Annotated in this window: 15 protein-coding genes; 1 reads left to right on the top strand and 14 read right to left on the bottom strand. The window is 59.8% G+C overall.

The window, feature by feature from the left end:
* Positions 1–5: 5 nt before the first annotated feature.
* The 9 genes from ltaE to J7U46_RS08830 all read right to left on the bottom strand — a co-directional run bounded on the left by ltaE (position 6) and on the right by J7U46_RS08830 (position 10,618).
* Entirely contained in the window at positions 6–1,031 is a 1,026-nt protein-coding gene (ltaE, locus tag J7U46_RS08790) for a low-specificity L-threonine aldolase (RefSeq protein WP_282824784.1), read from the bottom strand.
* 3 nt (positions 1,032–1,034) lie between these two features.
* Positions 1,035–1,619: an aminodeoxychorismate/anthranilate synthase component II gene (locus J7U46_RS08795; protein ID WP_282824786.1), complete on the bottom strand. Its 585-nt coding sequence runs from the start codon at positions 1,617–1,619 to the stop codon at positions 1,035–1,037.
* 1,143 nt (positions 1,620–2,762) lie between these two features.
* Positions 2,763–4,025, bottom strand: a complete 1,263-nt coding sequence (locus J7U46_RS08800; RefSeq protein ID WP_282824788.1) for a hypothetical protein — start codon at positions 4,023–4,025, stop codon at positions 2,763–2,765.
* A 379-nt stretch (positions 4,026–4,404) separates the two neighbouring features.
* Positions 4,405–4,941, bottom strand: coding sequence for an ATP-binding protein (locus J7U46_RS08805; RefSeq protein ID WP_282824790.1), 537 nt, complete (start codon positions 4,939–4,941; stop codon positions 4,405–4,407).
* 396 nt (positions 4,942–5,337) lie between these two features.
* Positions 5,338–6,855 (bottom strand): N-acetyltransferase, encoded by a 1,518-nt coding sequence (locus tag J7U46_RS08810; RefSeq protein WP_282824793.1) that lies wholly within the window; start codon positions 6,853–6,855, stop codon positions 5,338–5,340.
* A gap of 93 nt (positions 6,856–6,948) precedes the next feature.
* Positions 6,949–7,488 (bottom strand): hypothetical protein, encoded by a 540-nt coding sequence (locus tag J7U46_RS08815; protein ID WP_282824795.1) that lies wholly within the window; start codon positions 7,486–7,488, stop codon positions 6,949–6,951.
* A 47-nt stretch (positions 7,489–7,535) separates the two neighbouring features.
* Positions 7,536–8,588: a dienelactone hydrolase family protein gene (locus tag J7U46_RS08820; RefSeq protein WP_282824797.1), complete on the bottom strand. Its 1,053-nt coding sequence runs from the start codon at positions 8,586–8,588 to the stop codon at positions 7,536–7,538.
* The gene (locus J7U46_RS08825) at positions 8,585–9,478 is read right to left on the bottom strand and encodes a hypothetical protein (protein ID WP_282824798.1); all 894 of its coding nucleotides are present in this window, start codon (positions 9,476–9,478) and stop codon (positions 8,585–8,587) included. Before J7U46_RS08825 ends, J7U46_RS08820 begins: the two co-directional genes overlap by 4 nt.
* A 12-nt stretch (positions 9,479–9,490) precedes the next feature.
* The gene (locus J7U46_RS08830) at positions 9,491–10,618 is read right to left on the bottom strand and encodes a hypothetical protein (RefSeq protein ID WP_282824800.1); all 1,128 of its coding nucleotides are present in this window, start codon (positions 10,616–10,618) and stop codon (positions 9,491–9,493) included.
* 52 nt (positions 10,619–10,670) lie between these two features.
* On the opposite strand from J7U46_RS08830, the gene J7U46_RS08835 reads away from it, so the two are divergent.
* Entirely contained in the window at positions 10,671–11,036 is a 366-nt protein-coding gene (locus J7U46_RS08835; protein WP_282824802.1) for a helix-turn-helix transcriptional regulator, read from the top strand.
* A 158-nt stretch (positions 11,037–11,194) separates the two neighbouring features.
* On the opposite strand, the gene J7U46_RS08840 is transcribed toward J7U46_RS08835, so the two are convergent.
* The 5 genes from J7U46_RS08840 to J7U46_RS08860 form a co-directional block, all read right to left on the bottom strand.
* Positions 11,195–11,779, bottom strand: coding sequence for a hypothetical protein (locus J7U46_RS08840; protein ID WP_282824804.1), 585 nt, complete (start codon positions 11,777–11,779; stop codon positions 11,195–11,197).
* Between the two features lie 14 nt (positions 11,780–11,793).
* A complete protein-coding gene (locus J7U46_RS08845) occupies positions 11,794–12,039 on the bottom strand; it encodes a hypothetical protein (protein ID WP_282824806.1) in 246 nt (81 codons plus the stop codon).
* Between the two features lie 135 nt (positions 12,040–12,174).
* Positions 12,175–12,828 carry a hypothetical protein gene (locus J7U46_RS08850; RefSeq protein ID WP_282824808.1) on the bottom strand — a complete coding sequence of 218 codons (654 nt, stop codon included), beginning with the start codon at positions 12,826–12,828 and terminating at the stop codon, positions 12,175–12,177.
* Positions 12,825–13,718, bottom strand: a complete 894-nt coding sequence (locus tag J7U46_RS08855; RefSeq protein ID WP_282824810.1) for a hypothetical protein — start codon at positions 13,716–13,718, stop codon at positions 12,825–12,827. Before J7U46_RS08855 ends, J7U46_RS08850 begins: the two co-directional genes overlap by 4 nt.
* Before the next feature lie 2 nt (positions 13,719–13,720).
* Positions 13,721–14,044 carry a hypothetical protein gene (locus tag J7U46_RS08860; RefSeq protein WP_282824811.1) on the bottom strand — a complete coding sequence of 108 codons (324 nt, stop codon included), beginning with the start codon at positions 14,042–14,044 and terminating at the stop codon, positions 13,721–13,723.
* Positions 14,045–14,076: the final 32 nt, after the last annotated feature.

Raw genomic sequence — 14,076 nt, forward strand, 5'->3', positions numbered from 1 at the left:
AATCCTCAGGAAGCAAAGTACTCGCGCATCGCGGCGATGGCGTGGTCAACGCCAGCGGCGTCGACATCGAGGTGGGTCACGAAGCGCAAGCGGTACAGGCCGGTGGCCAGCACGCCGCGCGATTTCAGGAAGGGGACGACGCCGGCGGCCTTGTCACCGGCCACGTCAACAAACACGATGTTCGTCTGCGGCGTTTCGACGCTCACGCCCGGCAGGCCCTGCAGGCCTTCGGCCAGGCGGCGAGCCAGCGCATGATCTTCAGCCAGGCGTGCCACATGGTGGTCCAGCGCGTGATGCGCTGCCGCCGCCAGCAGGCCGGCCTGGCGCATGCCGCCGCCACACATCTTGCGCCAGCGGTGGGCCTGCTTGATCAGCTCACGGCTGCCGCACAGCACCGAGCCAACGGGCGCGCCGAGGCCCTTGGAGAAGCAGACCGAGACGCTGTCGAAATGGCTGCAGATCTCGCGCGCCGCTTGATACGGATCGCCGCCCGCCGCCACCGCCGCGTTGAACAGCCGCGCCCCGTCCAGATGGCGGGCCAGGCCCTTGCGCTGCGCCAGCGCCGAGGCTTCCGCGAGATAGCTCATGGGCAGCACCTTGCCGCCTATGGTGTTCTCCAGCGTCAGCAGCTTGGTGCGCGCAAAGTGGGCGTCGTCGGGCTTGATCTGCGCCTCGATCTCGCTCAAGGGCAGCGAGCCATCGGGCGCATGGGCAATCGGCTGCGGCTGGATCGAACCCAGGACGGCCGCACCGCCACCTTCCCAGCGGTAGGTGTGGGCGTACTGGCCGACCAGGTATTCATCACCGCGCTGGCAATGGCTCAGCAGCGCGCAGAGATTGCTCTGGGTGCCGGTGGGCATGAAGAGCGCGGCATCGAAGCCAAGGCGCTCAGCCGTTGCCGCCTGCAGGGCATTGACGCTGGGGTCGTCGCCGAACACGTCGTCGCCGAGCGGCGCGGCCTGCATGGCGGCGCGCATGGCGGCGGTCGGCTGGGTGACGGTGTCGCTGCGGAGATCAACTGCGGTCGTCATGATTTACAGCGCCAGGTGGAGGAAGTTCTTCAGCATCGCATGGCCGTGCTCGGACAGGATGGACTCCGGATGGAACTGCACACCCTCCAGCGGCGTGGCCGTGCCGGCCAGTTCGCGGTGGCGCACGCCCATGATCTCGCCGTCCTCGCTGCGTGCGCTGACGTCCAACACCGCTGGCAGCGTGGCCTCCTCGATCACCAGCGAGTGGTAGCGGATCACGCTGAAGTCGCGGGGCAGGCCTTTGAACACACCCTTCTGATCGGTCGTGATCGTGCTGGCCTTGCCGTGCATCTGCGTCTGGGCACGCACGATCTTGCCGCCCAGCGCCGCACCAATGCTTTGATGGCCCAGGCACACACCGAGGATGGGCAGCTTGCCCATGAAGGCCTGGATGGCCGCCACGCAGACACCGGCTTCGGCCGGCGAGCAGGGGCCGGGCGAGAACACCAGGTGGTCGGGCTTCAGGGCGCCTATTTCCGCGACCGTGATCTGGTCGTTGCGCACCACCTTCACGTCGGCACCGAGCTCGCCGAAGTACTGCACCAAGTTGAATGTGAAGCTGTCGTAGTTGTCGATCATCAGCAGCATAAAATCACTAACTCATTGATTTGATTCAGATTTTTAGGCATCAAATCGCGAAAACTTCGATTGATACCCGCATCGTTACCCGCAATACTTGACGCTGCACCCGCCCTCCCCGGATGTTTCCGAGAGCGTGAAGGTCTTAGGTGGCGCGCAACGGGTTTAGGTTCTCAGCGCGTCGATGGCTTCCGCCATCGCCAAGAACATCCGAATCGATCAATGCTGCTGACGACTTGCTCACCAACACGGGTCACCGCGCCTCGTCCGAGCCACAGCTCCGCCAGCAACCGCCGGTCGCCGAACTCAATGCCAATTGGTCGGTCAATAGATGACAAAACGAAGCTGCAAGAGGTTGATACGTTCCGACATTATCTACAGTTCGTAGTCGACCCAATTCTCGACATGCTTCGCCATTCAAAAGCGTAGCCTTTGCCTGTCTGGGCGCCCGGATCTTGGCGCAGGTATGGCGCACCAAGCCAGCGTCGTCGTCCGCGGCGATAGAGCACCTCTGACCTGCCCCAACTGCCAACGGTGGGGCTGCAGGACTGACTCTTCGCCGACACCGCATGTATCGGCAAGCGGGCCGCGGCGATGATGGGCTTTCTGCACTCGGCACACGTCATCGCGTCGGCCCCTACGCTCACCTTTCCTGCGTGCTGGAGCATTTGCAGCCTCAACTGGCGACCAGGATCGACAGCATCTGGCCAAATCGATGGGAGGTGGCGATCTCAGACAACCGACCCACCTTGGAGGCGTCAGAATGGGATCGCTGGATGCGAACTGATCGCCTCACGCCTTCCGGCGCCAGACTGCGGCGCCAACCAGGGGGCGCCACAGGAAATCCTTGCCCCAATGGGCCTTGCCTGCAGCCTACAGAACTCGCCAGCAGGCGAGCCTTGGCAGAAGATTACGTCAGAAGCCAGCAACCCTGTTCGAGTTGCAAGGCAGCAGCCGATCCTCCAGCGAATCCCGCAGAGCCGCAGCCGTCGCCTTGGCCTCCTGGCGCATCAGGAATGCACTCTGCTCCCTCACGCATTCACGCTGGCCTTGAAATCGCTGCAGCAACGATTCCGGCTCAGGCGTCGGCCGCGGATTCAGCGACTGACGGTATTCGCCCAAGAGGTGTCTAGCTTCCATGTGTATGCCCCACTAAGCCTTCATTCGGTTCACATACCGCAGATTTAGATCAGGCTCGAAGAAGTGCTTCCTCTTGAGCCAGACAAGACCTTCGGCTTTCGTTACCACTGCAACGTCAATCGGGCCACCGACAGACTCCGACGGGGATGTCACCCGCTCCCGCAACGCTTCCAAGACCAGCAAAGATTCTGCCAGATGTCCCATCTCAGACACGCTGAGACTGTTCAATACCCGCCGCAGCGGGTAGAAGTTCTCATCCCAGTTCCGCTGCTTGAAGTCCTTTAAGAACTCAGCGTGGCGCTTCGCCCTCACGGACTGTTCAAGTGCACCCGGGAGTGCCGTACCTGCAGCCTTGATGTCATCGAAAATGTTGTCGATCAGCCGGGAACTGCACCCATGATTGATGGCAGTTAGCGTTGTGTCGAATCCATCTGTGAATCGCTCGATCATCGAGGACTGCGCAAACGGCTGAATCCAAGCAGCGTTGTCATGGGTGATCGCGTAACTATTCTCTGACTTCCAGAAGAGCGTCCCTGCAATATGCCCATACAACCGAATATGCGAGAAGCTGGGGAATATCTCTTCAGCCCCGTATCCCGCCAACACCACTCCCGTTGAAGGCAAGAAGTCTGCAGGTCTTTTGACCAAAGCTTCACAGGCTAACTGCCTAAGCAGTGCTGCGTCGGAGTACTTCCACCGCTCATCAGCGGCCAGTTCATCTGCAAGGTCTGCCTGCATCGCATTGGATGCAGTCTGCGCGGCCAAGTAGTCTCCAGCAGTTAAAGGCGACGCCAGGGACTCTTGAGATAACTCGGCGTCAACTTTGGTAGCGCCTGCTGTCCAGGCCGCCCGGCGGTCAACCTCAGTAGCGCCCTGATCGATAAAGATGGGATGAAATCTCTCAATCTCGCCTAGCACATAGACGGCCGCAGCGAACAGGCGCTTCGTCAGCAAATCATCCCGGAGTGGCTGTGGAAAGACTGAGGCGTTGCACTGCAAGTAGCTAAGCAATGCACCCTGATAGTCAGCCAATTTCGGTCGCTGGGGCGATGCTGCATCTTGGACACGAAACAACTTCGCAACCAACTCCCAGGGCACCCTGTCAATGTCAGCTGAGCCGTAGATGGTCAAGGCGACGTTGCCATACGCGCTGACATCAAAAATCTTGTTAGCTGCCTTCGAGTACCGCGGATGGGGCGCCCTGCCGGTGGTCACGGCACTGTCTGCCGCGATTACGACAGCTTCCTTGTTCAGCATTAGCACTTCGCTGGTCACTACATCCCTCCCTTTTTGCTATCGCGAAGTTTGCTCGGGAGTCCAGGCAACAAACAGGTGGACAACCCCACGTCGCCCGAGAGCGGCATCAGCAAGCAATCTGTTCTTGCCTAGGCTCATGCCGTCGGACGGCCCCGGGCCTTCGTCATCTTCTGGCGATACTCCATGACATTCTTGCCCACACACCCAGGGTCGAAAGCCTCCTCACCACAGGTCAACAACTCATACCCTTTCAGTGCCCCCCCCGGGGCAAAAGTCTGTCAACCCGAATTCAGCAGACACTGTTACCTTTCCGCCAGATTGCTCGGTCTCCGACGTGTGGGGCACAAGTAGAGACCCCTCAAGACGCCAGACTTTGGCACAGTTGGTGCACTCAAATCTACGCAGCAGCGCGAGCAAATGCTATGCATATAGCCTGTGACAGTTTCTCGACAGACGGGCAATGCAAGCTCACACAAGGCAGCATCAACTTCTTCGCAATCGCTGCGGCTTGCGCTGACTCAATTTTTGCCAACTCGCCAACTTCTTCGGCGGTCCAAGTCTGGTCCGATCGTTCTCGTAGGCGAGACAGCACCAACTCGTCCGGCGCAGTGAGGACGATCACTGCCTTGATGCCCAACTGACCAAAGACTTCGGCGCCAATTGATTCATGAACTGATGGTTGAGTCCTCAAGACGAAGTGGCCATCGAGAAGCAGCTGGTGTCCCAATTCCCGGATGCGATTCACGGCGGTGACAAGCGCCACTTGGTTTGCGTCGATCTCTTGGACCAACTTTTCTGCCGTCCATGAGGCGCTCCCTCGCTCCTCACGGATCAACTGGCTTGCCGTTGCGTGCCGTACTCCCAAAGATTCGCATGCCTGCTTGGCAAGATACGTCTTGCCGACTCCGTGCACGCCGGCCAGGAACACGGTCATCGTTACGCTCCTAAAGGATGAAGGGCCTTGAGTGCAGCCAAGTACTCTGGGCCAGCTAAGTACCGGTATGACTGAGGAGCGACAAAGTTCTTGATGACCGACCCGGGCTCGACTGGCCGGTCGGGCACGAAGGTGCGCCCGAGCAGAATTGCCACACCTTGAGGCTTGCCACGGAAATAGTCCTCCAACTCAACGCGAGTCAGCCCCCCTCCGTGCTGTTGGCACAAATCCCAAAGTCGTTTGCTGGAGCCAGCTTCCACGTGCAAGACTTCAACAGCGCCCACGATTTTTCGAGCGGGTGTGCTGGCGTAAAGGATCAACAGATTGACATGGCTTCTAGCCCATGTTCGCCGGAACTCCACACGCTTCTTGCCTGACAGGATCAGGTCGGCGTACTTAGGCTTGATTGACAGGAGTGCTGGGCGGGAGGCCTGATCGGCTACAGATGCTGGAGAACGAGTCATCGGAGAGTTGAGTTATTGATTGAATCGGCCCAGTCACGACGCCAGCTGAAAGCAATTGGTCATAGGTCACCGGTCGGGGAACGTGCCCAATGAGCCTAAAGAGAATCACTTTTGTTGGCTGACTCGTTAAGCGTTCAATTTCTTTGATGCTGTACACCGTTCGTCTGCGCACCAGTCCAGCGATGCTCGCCGCGTCTTGCAGGATCTCGAAACGCTCAACCACACCAACCGACGTCACCGCCTTCTCGTCGGCAGACCGATAGAACAAGACAACATCACCGGGCCGAATGGACTTGGTCCTGGCGTGGCACAAATACGCAAGCTTGATGGCATTCCCAACATGCCCGTCGGGTCCAAAAAGCTGAGTCTGAGACTTTGGGTAGTCAGGGAAAAGGATCTCATGGTAGCCGGGCAATATAGGGACTACCCACTTCTTCACCGCTACGTCGGCACGAAAGTGCGGGAAGTATCGAATCAAGAACTCGACGGGAGCCTCCGAACCAATTGAAGGGGCGGCAGCGGGATGGCATTTGACCAAGACCATGTCACTTCCATAGGCCCCACGCCCCTCAAATCCAAAATCCTGCAGCAGTTGGACCAGAAAATCTTGCGAGTCGGCCTTCGCAGTAATAAAAATGTTCAAACACTGATTGTCTGTGGCGTATCGAAAGGCTGCCTTCAAGAACAGCTCACCAATCTTTCGACCTCGTACCAATTCCCCGACCTTGAACGTGCAGAGCTTGAGAGCAGCTCCGCTCAACACGTCCCCCGCATCGTTGATAACCTCATTCGACTGGGCCTGGTAGATGCACAGGGCGGCAAGTGCCCCATCATCACCCCGATACACCCAGGCGCGCCGCTTCTCGCGAGCCTTCGCTCGAAACCAGTCATCAAAGCCTGGCTTTCCCGATGACGCGGGATACCCTGCCCGAAGACTGTCAAAGAATGGTGAAGAGAGTTCAGGCGTCAACGTGTACAGCGGCACGTCCTGAATGTTCGGTAGCGCGACCAGACGCGGTTCATGTAGCCTTCGTAGCCAGTCTTCCGCCGTTTGGATGGTGTAGACCCGCGCTGTAAGACCGCGAGACTGCGCTTTGCGATAGAGGCGCCGATCTTCCGTTACGAGGGCATGTACTGCATCACATTGAAGCGCGTACAGCAATTCGTTGTCGCAGGCGTCATTGGCACTCGTTGCGACACCATTCCAAGGACAAGATCCAGAGTCTTCCAACTGCTCGAACTGGCGAAGCCGATGCAAATTTCGCTTTCGGCGGTCCACATCGGGATCGCGCTGAAAGTCCCTGACGTTCGCTGGGTGGCATAGCAACTGATGTCCACCGGCACCAGCCAGTCGCACAAAGTTTGCGAGGCTGTCGGCCAAAACCTGCTGCGGGTCTTGCAGAGGAATTACGACGTTGGTGTCAAGCAGAAAGCGCAGGCGTCCCTTCATGCGTTCAAGCTAACGGCAGCGCGAGTTGCACACGTTCATGCTGAATAGTCTAACCACCAAAACAAGGGGATTGAACTGTGTGGGGGAAGCGATTCAGCGCCAGCAAAGCTTTAGCCGATCCCAAACTCGCACGGGAGCAGTCTTGGCAAGACGATATCGATCCCAGCCCTGATGAGACTTGTTGAGCCGCCGATCCTCCTCGGCCGTTACGACGCAGGATTCCGCCTTCTCCAGAATGGCGGCCACGCCTTCAGGACTCGTTGCCGACTCCAGCATCGACTTCAGCTCTGCGCGCTCAACGACGTGCTCGTGTCGCAATCCCGGAACGAACTGACTCATCTTGGGAATGCCGGACGACTCCAGCTTTTTCCAGCGCGCCAACGTGTCTGCAGAAAAGTATCGTTGGGCACAGTACTTCCATCGCACGTCAGCGCTGATCTCAGTGACCGCCCAAATGGCTTGGTGGGCTATGACATTGAACTGACGATCCAAGAGCAGAGCTTCAAGGTCTTCCGTTGCCGGCCCCGACTTCAGACGCTGCAACGCAGCGAACACCACTGGAGACCACAGGTCGATGTTGGCGGCGCGAGCCGCCTGAAGCTTGGATACGTCGGCAATCTTGCCCAATGACATTTCATCCCCTTGTCTACTTTCCATCGCTGGCGACGGTGCCCGTCCCTCTAGAGACCGAATTCAACTTTGAGGAACCGACTGACGTCATCCATAGACGCCCGGAACGCCATGCTATTCCGCCCGACATGGACACCACGCTTTGAGCAATCCGAAAAGAATTTACCTAGCTCGGAGCCATTGAGCTCCTTGCCTGTCGCTTCTGCAGTGATGCGCCATTCTTCGATGTCCCATCGGACAACTCCGCACGAACTGGCGCTCGACGCGTTTGGAAGCCAGGTCACCGGAATGATCGCGTCCCAAGCATGGTGGGCATCGGGGTACGCCACACTGCGGACCCGACTACCAGCAGCTTCGTATCGGCTGGCCAACTTGAGGCAAGGGGCTGCGGTCGTGTAGTCGTCGGCCTCACCAACTAGATTCAGCAATGGGGCGCCCGTGAGCTTGGGAGACCAGTAGACCTGGTTGCAGCCCGCGTACACCGGGACATGCAACGAGAAGGCAAGGTCCGATTTGATGACCGCCTTGCGCAGGGGTTCGATGGCAGTTCTGAAGGCTGCGGAGCCACCTCGCGAGAATCCGATGATCCCGATTCGCTGGCCGTCGATCCCTGGATGACCTGCTAGTACCTCAAGAGCTTTGAAGGCATCCATGACATGGGCCGACTCATTGAGGCTCCCTTGGTCTGCCACGGTGTCAGTGATGCCACGGGGCGCGAAGGTGTTGACCTCGAATGTCGCGATGCCGAGGTCCTTGAAAGCATCCACCCATTGGCGCTGAGCCGGCGTAACCCCCGCGCTGCCATGCATGAGGATCATCGCCGGCACCCGCCCTGCTGGCCGTCTCGGCAGCGTCAGCTCACCCCACACCCGCACTCGCTCCCAGCGTTCTCTGCGCTCTCGCGCAAGATCAAACATCGTCGCTGGCGTGAAGCTGTCGAACTCGATACGCCCTTGCGTCGAGGCTGATAGCGTCTGCGCGCCAGCGGCCGACTGGCCGAAGAGCAGCGTGGCGAGGGTCAGCGAAGTCGCACCGATCATCCGCAGCAGCGCCGCACTCGCCAAGCGGCACGCAGCCGCCACCGCACAGTGCAGTTTCCTCATACCCTCTCCCCTCTTTCATTGCTTGTCGGTGAATCATCGCCGCCGCCGACAACGAGAACACAACGCGGACTTGGCGAGAGAATGGGCGCCACCGTCAATCCATGCGGTGCGACTACGACAGGTTCACTGAAGCCGGCTGCCCGCAGGGTTCGCGCCGCTGCGCTGTAGCCGCGCAGGCTGAGATCGTCGAAAAACAGGGCAGCGACACGTCTATTGGTTTTTCCGTTCAGGGAACACTCAAGGACTTCGACTGCGTGGGGCAGACCCAGAGCATCCGTCAGATACATTGACGCGAGCCGTTCCCCCGACCTAAATACCGTATCAACATCTTCGGTGGTCACGCACTCGATCATTTGGGGAGCAGACAACTGAGCGAGCCCCGCGTGGAGGGCAATCGCGCCAGCAATTGCGTCCCCATCATGTGGCATGACGACGCACTCCCCCGTCCCTCGCCAATGCGCTGGGTCTGTAGAGACGACGAAGACGGTACAGACTTGGTGATGCCCAAAGCCCCTTAGCTGCTGAAGCGTCGCCATGACTTCCGACTGCGCGCCGGAACATGTCGACGGAATCCCGACGACCACGTCAATGAACGCAGACTCGGCCTCGTGCAGCAACATGAGCAGTTTCCGCCCCCAATCAGCCCCGCACAGCGACGCCACCTGCGTCCGCCCTCCGACATAGCGCGCAGCTTCCGTCCGAAGGCTACGACGCGCATGCTCGTCTGGAGTGATCAGGACGGCTACGCAGATACTGCGTTCTTCCTCGGGAGCGCTAGGTTCACCAGGAACCGGGTGCGCCAGACATGTCTGAACCATGAATGCTTCTGCACCCCCATCAAGGTCTGGAAAGGCTGGAGCAGCGAGTAGCGGCGTTGCATTGCGTGACATGCAGGGCTTTCCTCAGTTGGCACGGCGCAGGCTTGCGCTGAAGCCACAGGCAGCGCCGTGGAACATGTTGCAGCCCTCACCTTCTTGCACCTCAACCTGATCGCCGGCGCGCTTCACCACGGCTGCACAGCTCATGCCATTGGCAGAGGCGGTGAAGCGAAGATCCTCGCCTGACAGGGCACCGGTTCCCTCAATCGACCCGCCACAGGCGCCGCCCGTCTTCGCCGTCGAGGTGGACAGCGTCACCGGGTACTTGCCATCGCTCCGAGCTTGACCGACCTTGAGCATCACGTCACCGTCGCCCTGTCCGACGAAGGTTCCGACCCAGCTAAATGGACCAGCAGGCGTCGCGGGCGAAGTACCAACTGAGTCACCACGTTGGAGTCGAAGCTCGCAGGTGCGAAGAGGCAATGTATCGAGGCCCGCCATCGCGTCCTTCACTTCGCCCGTGCCAACAAGCAGGCCTGGCCTTGCGTTGCCGAGCAACCTGCCAACGTTTGGTCCAGCGTGCGTCTGGGGCACGTGCAAGGCAAATTTGCCGTCCGCACCGTCAAGCTTGCCCGCCAGGAGCTTGATGCCATCGCGCCCAGAGAGCGAGAGCAATATCTGCCCACTCTTGACTTCGGCAACCACTTGCTCGGCGTAGGCCTCGGCGCCGGGATCAGCCGGATGGGCGCTGGCGGTGCATCGGTACTCCCCTCTCCAACTACCACCCCACTGCTGATCCACTGCTGCCTGTGCGAAGGAGGCCTTGACGGCCCTCTGGATCGACTGAGCGTCTTCGACGGTGAGCAGGAAATTGCTCTTGTCGTCCACGGTGCGTTGCGTGGAGTACGCGATGACCTGGCTGAGGCTGTCGCCATTGGGCAGTGAGATCGAGAGCTTTGCCCGGCACATCTGCTTCTTGGCGTCTGCCTGGTAGCCCTCCGACACGACTTCCGATAGACCGAGCTTGGTGGAGGCTAAGGTGGCCTGGGCAGACGGGTCGGCCGCACCATCCCCGAGGATCAGGCCGCGCATCGTGGTGACGACTTCTTCGTCGGCACATCCAGGTGGTTTGCTGCTGCAGCCAGCAAGCACGAGAAGCGTCACCGCAGTGGTGAACAGCTGAACGGCTGTCCATCGAGTTTCAAGTTTCATCTACCTCTCCTTTAAAGGGTTTCAAACACCGTGGATTTAAAAGCGTTGTCTTATGACGATGCTGGCGATGCCAAAGGCCGCACATGACCTCACGGGTCAACCTCTGCGACTGATCTTCGCCAAGAACATTCGGATGGCGAGGATCGATTGCGGCCTGTCGCAAGAGGCCTTAGCCGACCACGCCGGACTCGACCGTGCTTTCGTAGGAACGCTGGAGCGGGGTACCCGGAACATCAGCATCGACAACGTCGAACGTCTTGCAGTTGTGGTTGGTATCCCAGCCCATGAGCTGCTCAACCCTCGGCTGGCAGCAGAGCGCGGATACGACCCCACGCTGACCCGGGCTCCGCGAGCTGCACGCCCCTATCCAACGGCGCGAAAGCTGAAGCCCGCTTCGACCAGCAAGAGCCGCCGCTAAACGACGGAGCTAAAGAGCCGCCAACTCCCCTCGAAGGCGGCTCAAAGCCCCTCGCCGATGGCACGGATTGAGGCCTAGATTCGCAACCCATGTCCGACTAGCGGTGACCGCGCTTGCGACTTTTCAGTCACGAAAACAGCGTTGTGCTGCGTTGCGGTTCACCCTCCGCGCTGGTGCGGAGGGTGCCGGACGCGCTTGACGCCCGGGCGGCCCAACTCTTCCAGCATCGCTACCCACTCCGGGTCAAACCACTCTCGGCGCTGATACCGAGGGAGCGAGCCGGTGCTACACAAGGATCCGAACACTCTGACACCGAACGGTTCCAGGTCTATGTCCGGGTCATCCCAGTCGTCCCATGGGTGCAGCGTGACAGGTGTCCCTGCCTCGTAGATTTGAGCCAGGCTATCGATGTCGATGAACCAACTGTCGGCAATGTGATCGGCCTTTCCAGGCTCGCCTCGTTCATTCCACTGCTGGCCCCATACGCTGATGAGAAGCAAGCTGCCAACGACGTGCAGTTCAGCCGACGGATTGAGCAGACCGGTGTCGATGAACTCGACCGGCTGCCCTTGCCCCTTGAACACGATGGTCGCCAACTTGTGCTCACGGCACATTGCCGCCAGGGTCACGAGTTTCTCGACGAATCGCTTCGTCAACCTGACAGCCAAGAAGTACGGGTCTGGGCACGGAATCGCAACCGCCGGCGTCGCCAGCTCAAAGAACACTACGGGAGTGAGGGCCACGGTGGGACCTCCGATCAGCTCTGGCGGCTTGTGCGCTTCTTGGTCTCGGCCCTGGCGGTACCGTGCTCTGCGAACAGGTCAGCCAGCTTGCTCCACGACAACTTCTTGCCATAGGAGACACCGTTGCGGTACCAAACTGCAGCCCCGGTTGAGATTCGCAGCTCACCCAACTTCTGATCGTCTTGAACGACCTCGAAGACTGTATCGGCCTTGCCGAGCGTGAGCGTTGGGGTGGTGACGGTGACAGCGTGCTTGGGCATATGCCTCCCTTTTGATGTTGTACAAAAGGGTACCAAACACATTGTTTTATGGCGAGTGGGTATTGCGCGGACATACTGACTTCTCCGTGGTCGGATCGCACCTCGGTGCAGATCCTGGGCGTGTAGTTGCAACGTCTATTCGGCCGGCTCTACTATCAGCACACTTCGCACCCGGGCATGTTTAGTGCGCCCCTCGATGTCGCGATAGCTGTTTAGAGGCTTGCCGCGTGCTGGTTGATGCATAGCCCCCAGGTCCAACCGGGCATTGGCAAAGCTATTCCGAGGCGCCGTTGCCGATGGGTCCAAACAAAGGATCGCGCTCGGCACGCCGAAGCTGCTTTCGACCCCCAGCGCGACGGCCCAGTGCGCGATGTTTGGGCCGTGGAGATCCAGCAGGGGCACCGCGCCATGCTCAATGGCCGACAAGCAGGCCGCATGCAACATGACCGTCGAGTCGATCCTAAGGCGTTTGGTGGTCACTCCAACGACGTGTTCAGCACACCTTTCCAAGTCGCGGGGCGAAGAGCCATCGAAGTACTGGCCGCGTGCTGATCCCCAAAACGCGCGCCACTGACCTCTTGTCGCCTCAGCAACGTTTTCCAACGAGATCCTTGGCGCCCTGGTGATCAATGCGATTGCGATGAGCAGCGAATGAATGCCACAGGCGCGGTCGAGCGGGCTCTGAGGTAGGTGCAATGGGCTCCACCGCACGCGATTGCCTGCTGCTGCCCGGTATTGGAGCTCCCCCTCCAATCGAAGATTTGGAAAGTAGACCTGGTTGATCGTCATCGGACTTTCTCCTGTGCCCCACCTCGCCGCAGTGATTCCGTCGAGTACATGTCGACGTCCTCATAGCCAGCCTCCTTCATTCGGCGCTTCACGATGCGCGAGGCCCAAGCTGCATCGAGCCGAACGTCAGGCATGGGATCACACCCCCTATCAAATCGACAAAACAGGGGGCCTTGGGCGTTGCGACGGTCAAGATGGTCGAGCCAGACCTCAACCGCAGTTGCTGCGCAGAGCGGTCCGCGAGTGCGAGGGATGGCGATGGTCCCAACTCTTGCCGGCTCACCGTCGGAAGACTTGTCACTAGTGACATCTGTGACACATACCAACATCGCGTCTGCAGTGAAGCGGCAGTCCGTGATGTTCAGCGCCAGCATGGCCCCCCGCTTCATGCCGGCGAAGCCCAGCAGCATGAGAGCTTTGTCGCGCAGGTCGATAGACCGCCGGCCGGTGCCCATAGCGTCGAATATGCGCTCCAACATGGCCCGCGAGATCGGCTTCGCTTGCTTCGGCTGGACCTTGGGCCCCTTCGTCCGTTTGGACGCGGGTCTTGGATCCAGTAGGTATGCCGGGATCTGTCTCGCGGCGAGCTGACGCAGCGCCTCGCGTACGCGTGGGTCGCTCGTCGGGCTTGGCGCGCCGCACTCCACGTGGGCGGACTGAATCGCCATGCATCGGCGGTACGCGGTTGCCGGCGCCACCTTTTTGATCACGAGCCTGATAAAGGTCAGTATGTCCTCTGGAGAACAAGGAATCCCAAATCCATAGGTCTCCACGAAGCGGCGAAGGTCTCGGCTGTAGGCAGCTTTGGTCGTGCTGCGATGGGGCTTGTGCTTGCGAATAGAGTCGGGCGTTCGCGGCACGACCGCGAGCGGAGATGTGGCTCGGTCCATGTTCAGTACTCCGCAGGTGTGAGCACCGTAGTCACTGAGCGATCTGCTTCAGTGATGATCCAGACGCGGTTCACTTGGGCCGTGTCGTGCGGGTCGTTTACCGCGTATGCCGAGAACACCCTCAAACCGTGCTCGATGGCTTCTTCGTTCGCAGCAACATCGGCGGCATCCAACTCGCCAAAGTCGCCGGTGACGTGACGGAGGACGAGGGTTAACGGCGAAACGCCAAGCCGTTCGAGGAGTGCCAGAACTTTGGGTGTGGCCGCGAGCGAGCCAAGACTGAATCGCCCATGCGGCGGCGTGACCGCCTTTGCGGAGTCTTTCATCGGAACCTCTTTGTTGGTGGTGTTGATCTGCC

Source organism: Pelomonas sp. V22, from assembly GCF_030014915.1.
In the GTDB taxonomy this organism is placed as follows: domain Bacteria; phylum Pseudomonadota; class Gammaproteobacteria; order Burkholderiales; family Burkholderiaceae_C; genus JAUASW01.

Coding starts and splice junctions, on each gene's coding strand:
- J7U46_RS08860 (WP_282824811.1), bottom strand. CDS start 14,044: ATGAAAGACTCCGCAAAGGCGGTCACGCCGCCGCATGGGCGATTCAGT.
- J7U46_RS08835 (WP_282824802.1), top strand. CDS start 10,671: ATGACGATGCTGGCGATGCCAAAGGCCGCACATGACCTCACGGGTCAA.
- J7U46_RS08810 (WP_282824793.1), bottom strand. CDS start 6,855: ATGAAGGGACGCCTGCGCTTTCTGCTTGACACCAACGTCGTAATTCCT.
- J7U46_RS08825 (WP_282824798.1), bottom strand. CDS start 9,478: ATGTCACGCAATGCAACGCCGCTACTCGCTGCTCCAGCCTTTCCAGAC.
- J7U46_RS08855 (WP_282824810.1), bottom strand. CDS start 13,718: ATGGACCGAGCCACATCTCCGCTCGCGGTCGTGCCGCGAACGCCCGAC.
- J7U46_RS08850 (WP_282824808.1), bottom strand. CDS start 12,828: ATGACGATCAACCAGGTCTACTTTCCAAATCTTCGATTGGAGGGGGAG.
- ltaE (WP_282824784.1), bottom strand. CDS start 1,031: ATGACGACCGCAGTTGATCTCCGCAGCGACACCGTCACCCAGCCGACC.
- J7U46_RS08845 (WP_282824806.1), bottom strand. CDS start 12,039: ATGCCCAAGCACGCTGTCACCGTCACCACCCCAACGCTCACGCTCGGC.
- J7U46_RS08820 (WP_282824797.1), bottom strand. CDS start 8,588: ATGAGGAAACTGCACTGTGCGGTGGCGGCTGCGTGCCGCTTGGCGAGT.
- J7U46_RS08805 (WP_282824790.1), bottom strand. CDS start 4,941: ATGACCGTGTTCCTGGCCGGCGTGCACGGAGTCGGCAAGACGTATCTT.
- J7U46_RS08795 (WP_282824786.1), bottom strand. CDS start 1,619: ATGCTGCTGATGATCGACAACTACGACAGCTTCACATTCAACTTGGTG.
- J7U46_RS08815 (WP_282824795.1), bottom strand. CDS start 7,488: ATGTCATTGGGCAAGATTGCCGACGTATCCAAGCTTCAGGCGGCTCGC.
- J7U46_RS08830 (WP_282824800.1), bottom strand. CDS start 10,618: ATGAAACTTGAAACTCGATGGACAGCCGTTCAGCTGTTCACCACTGCG.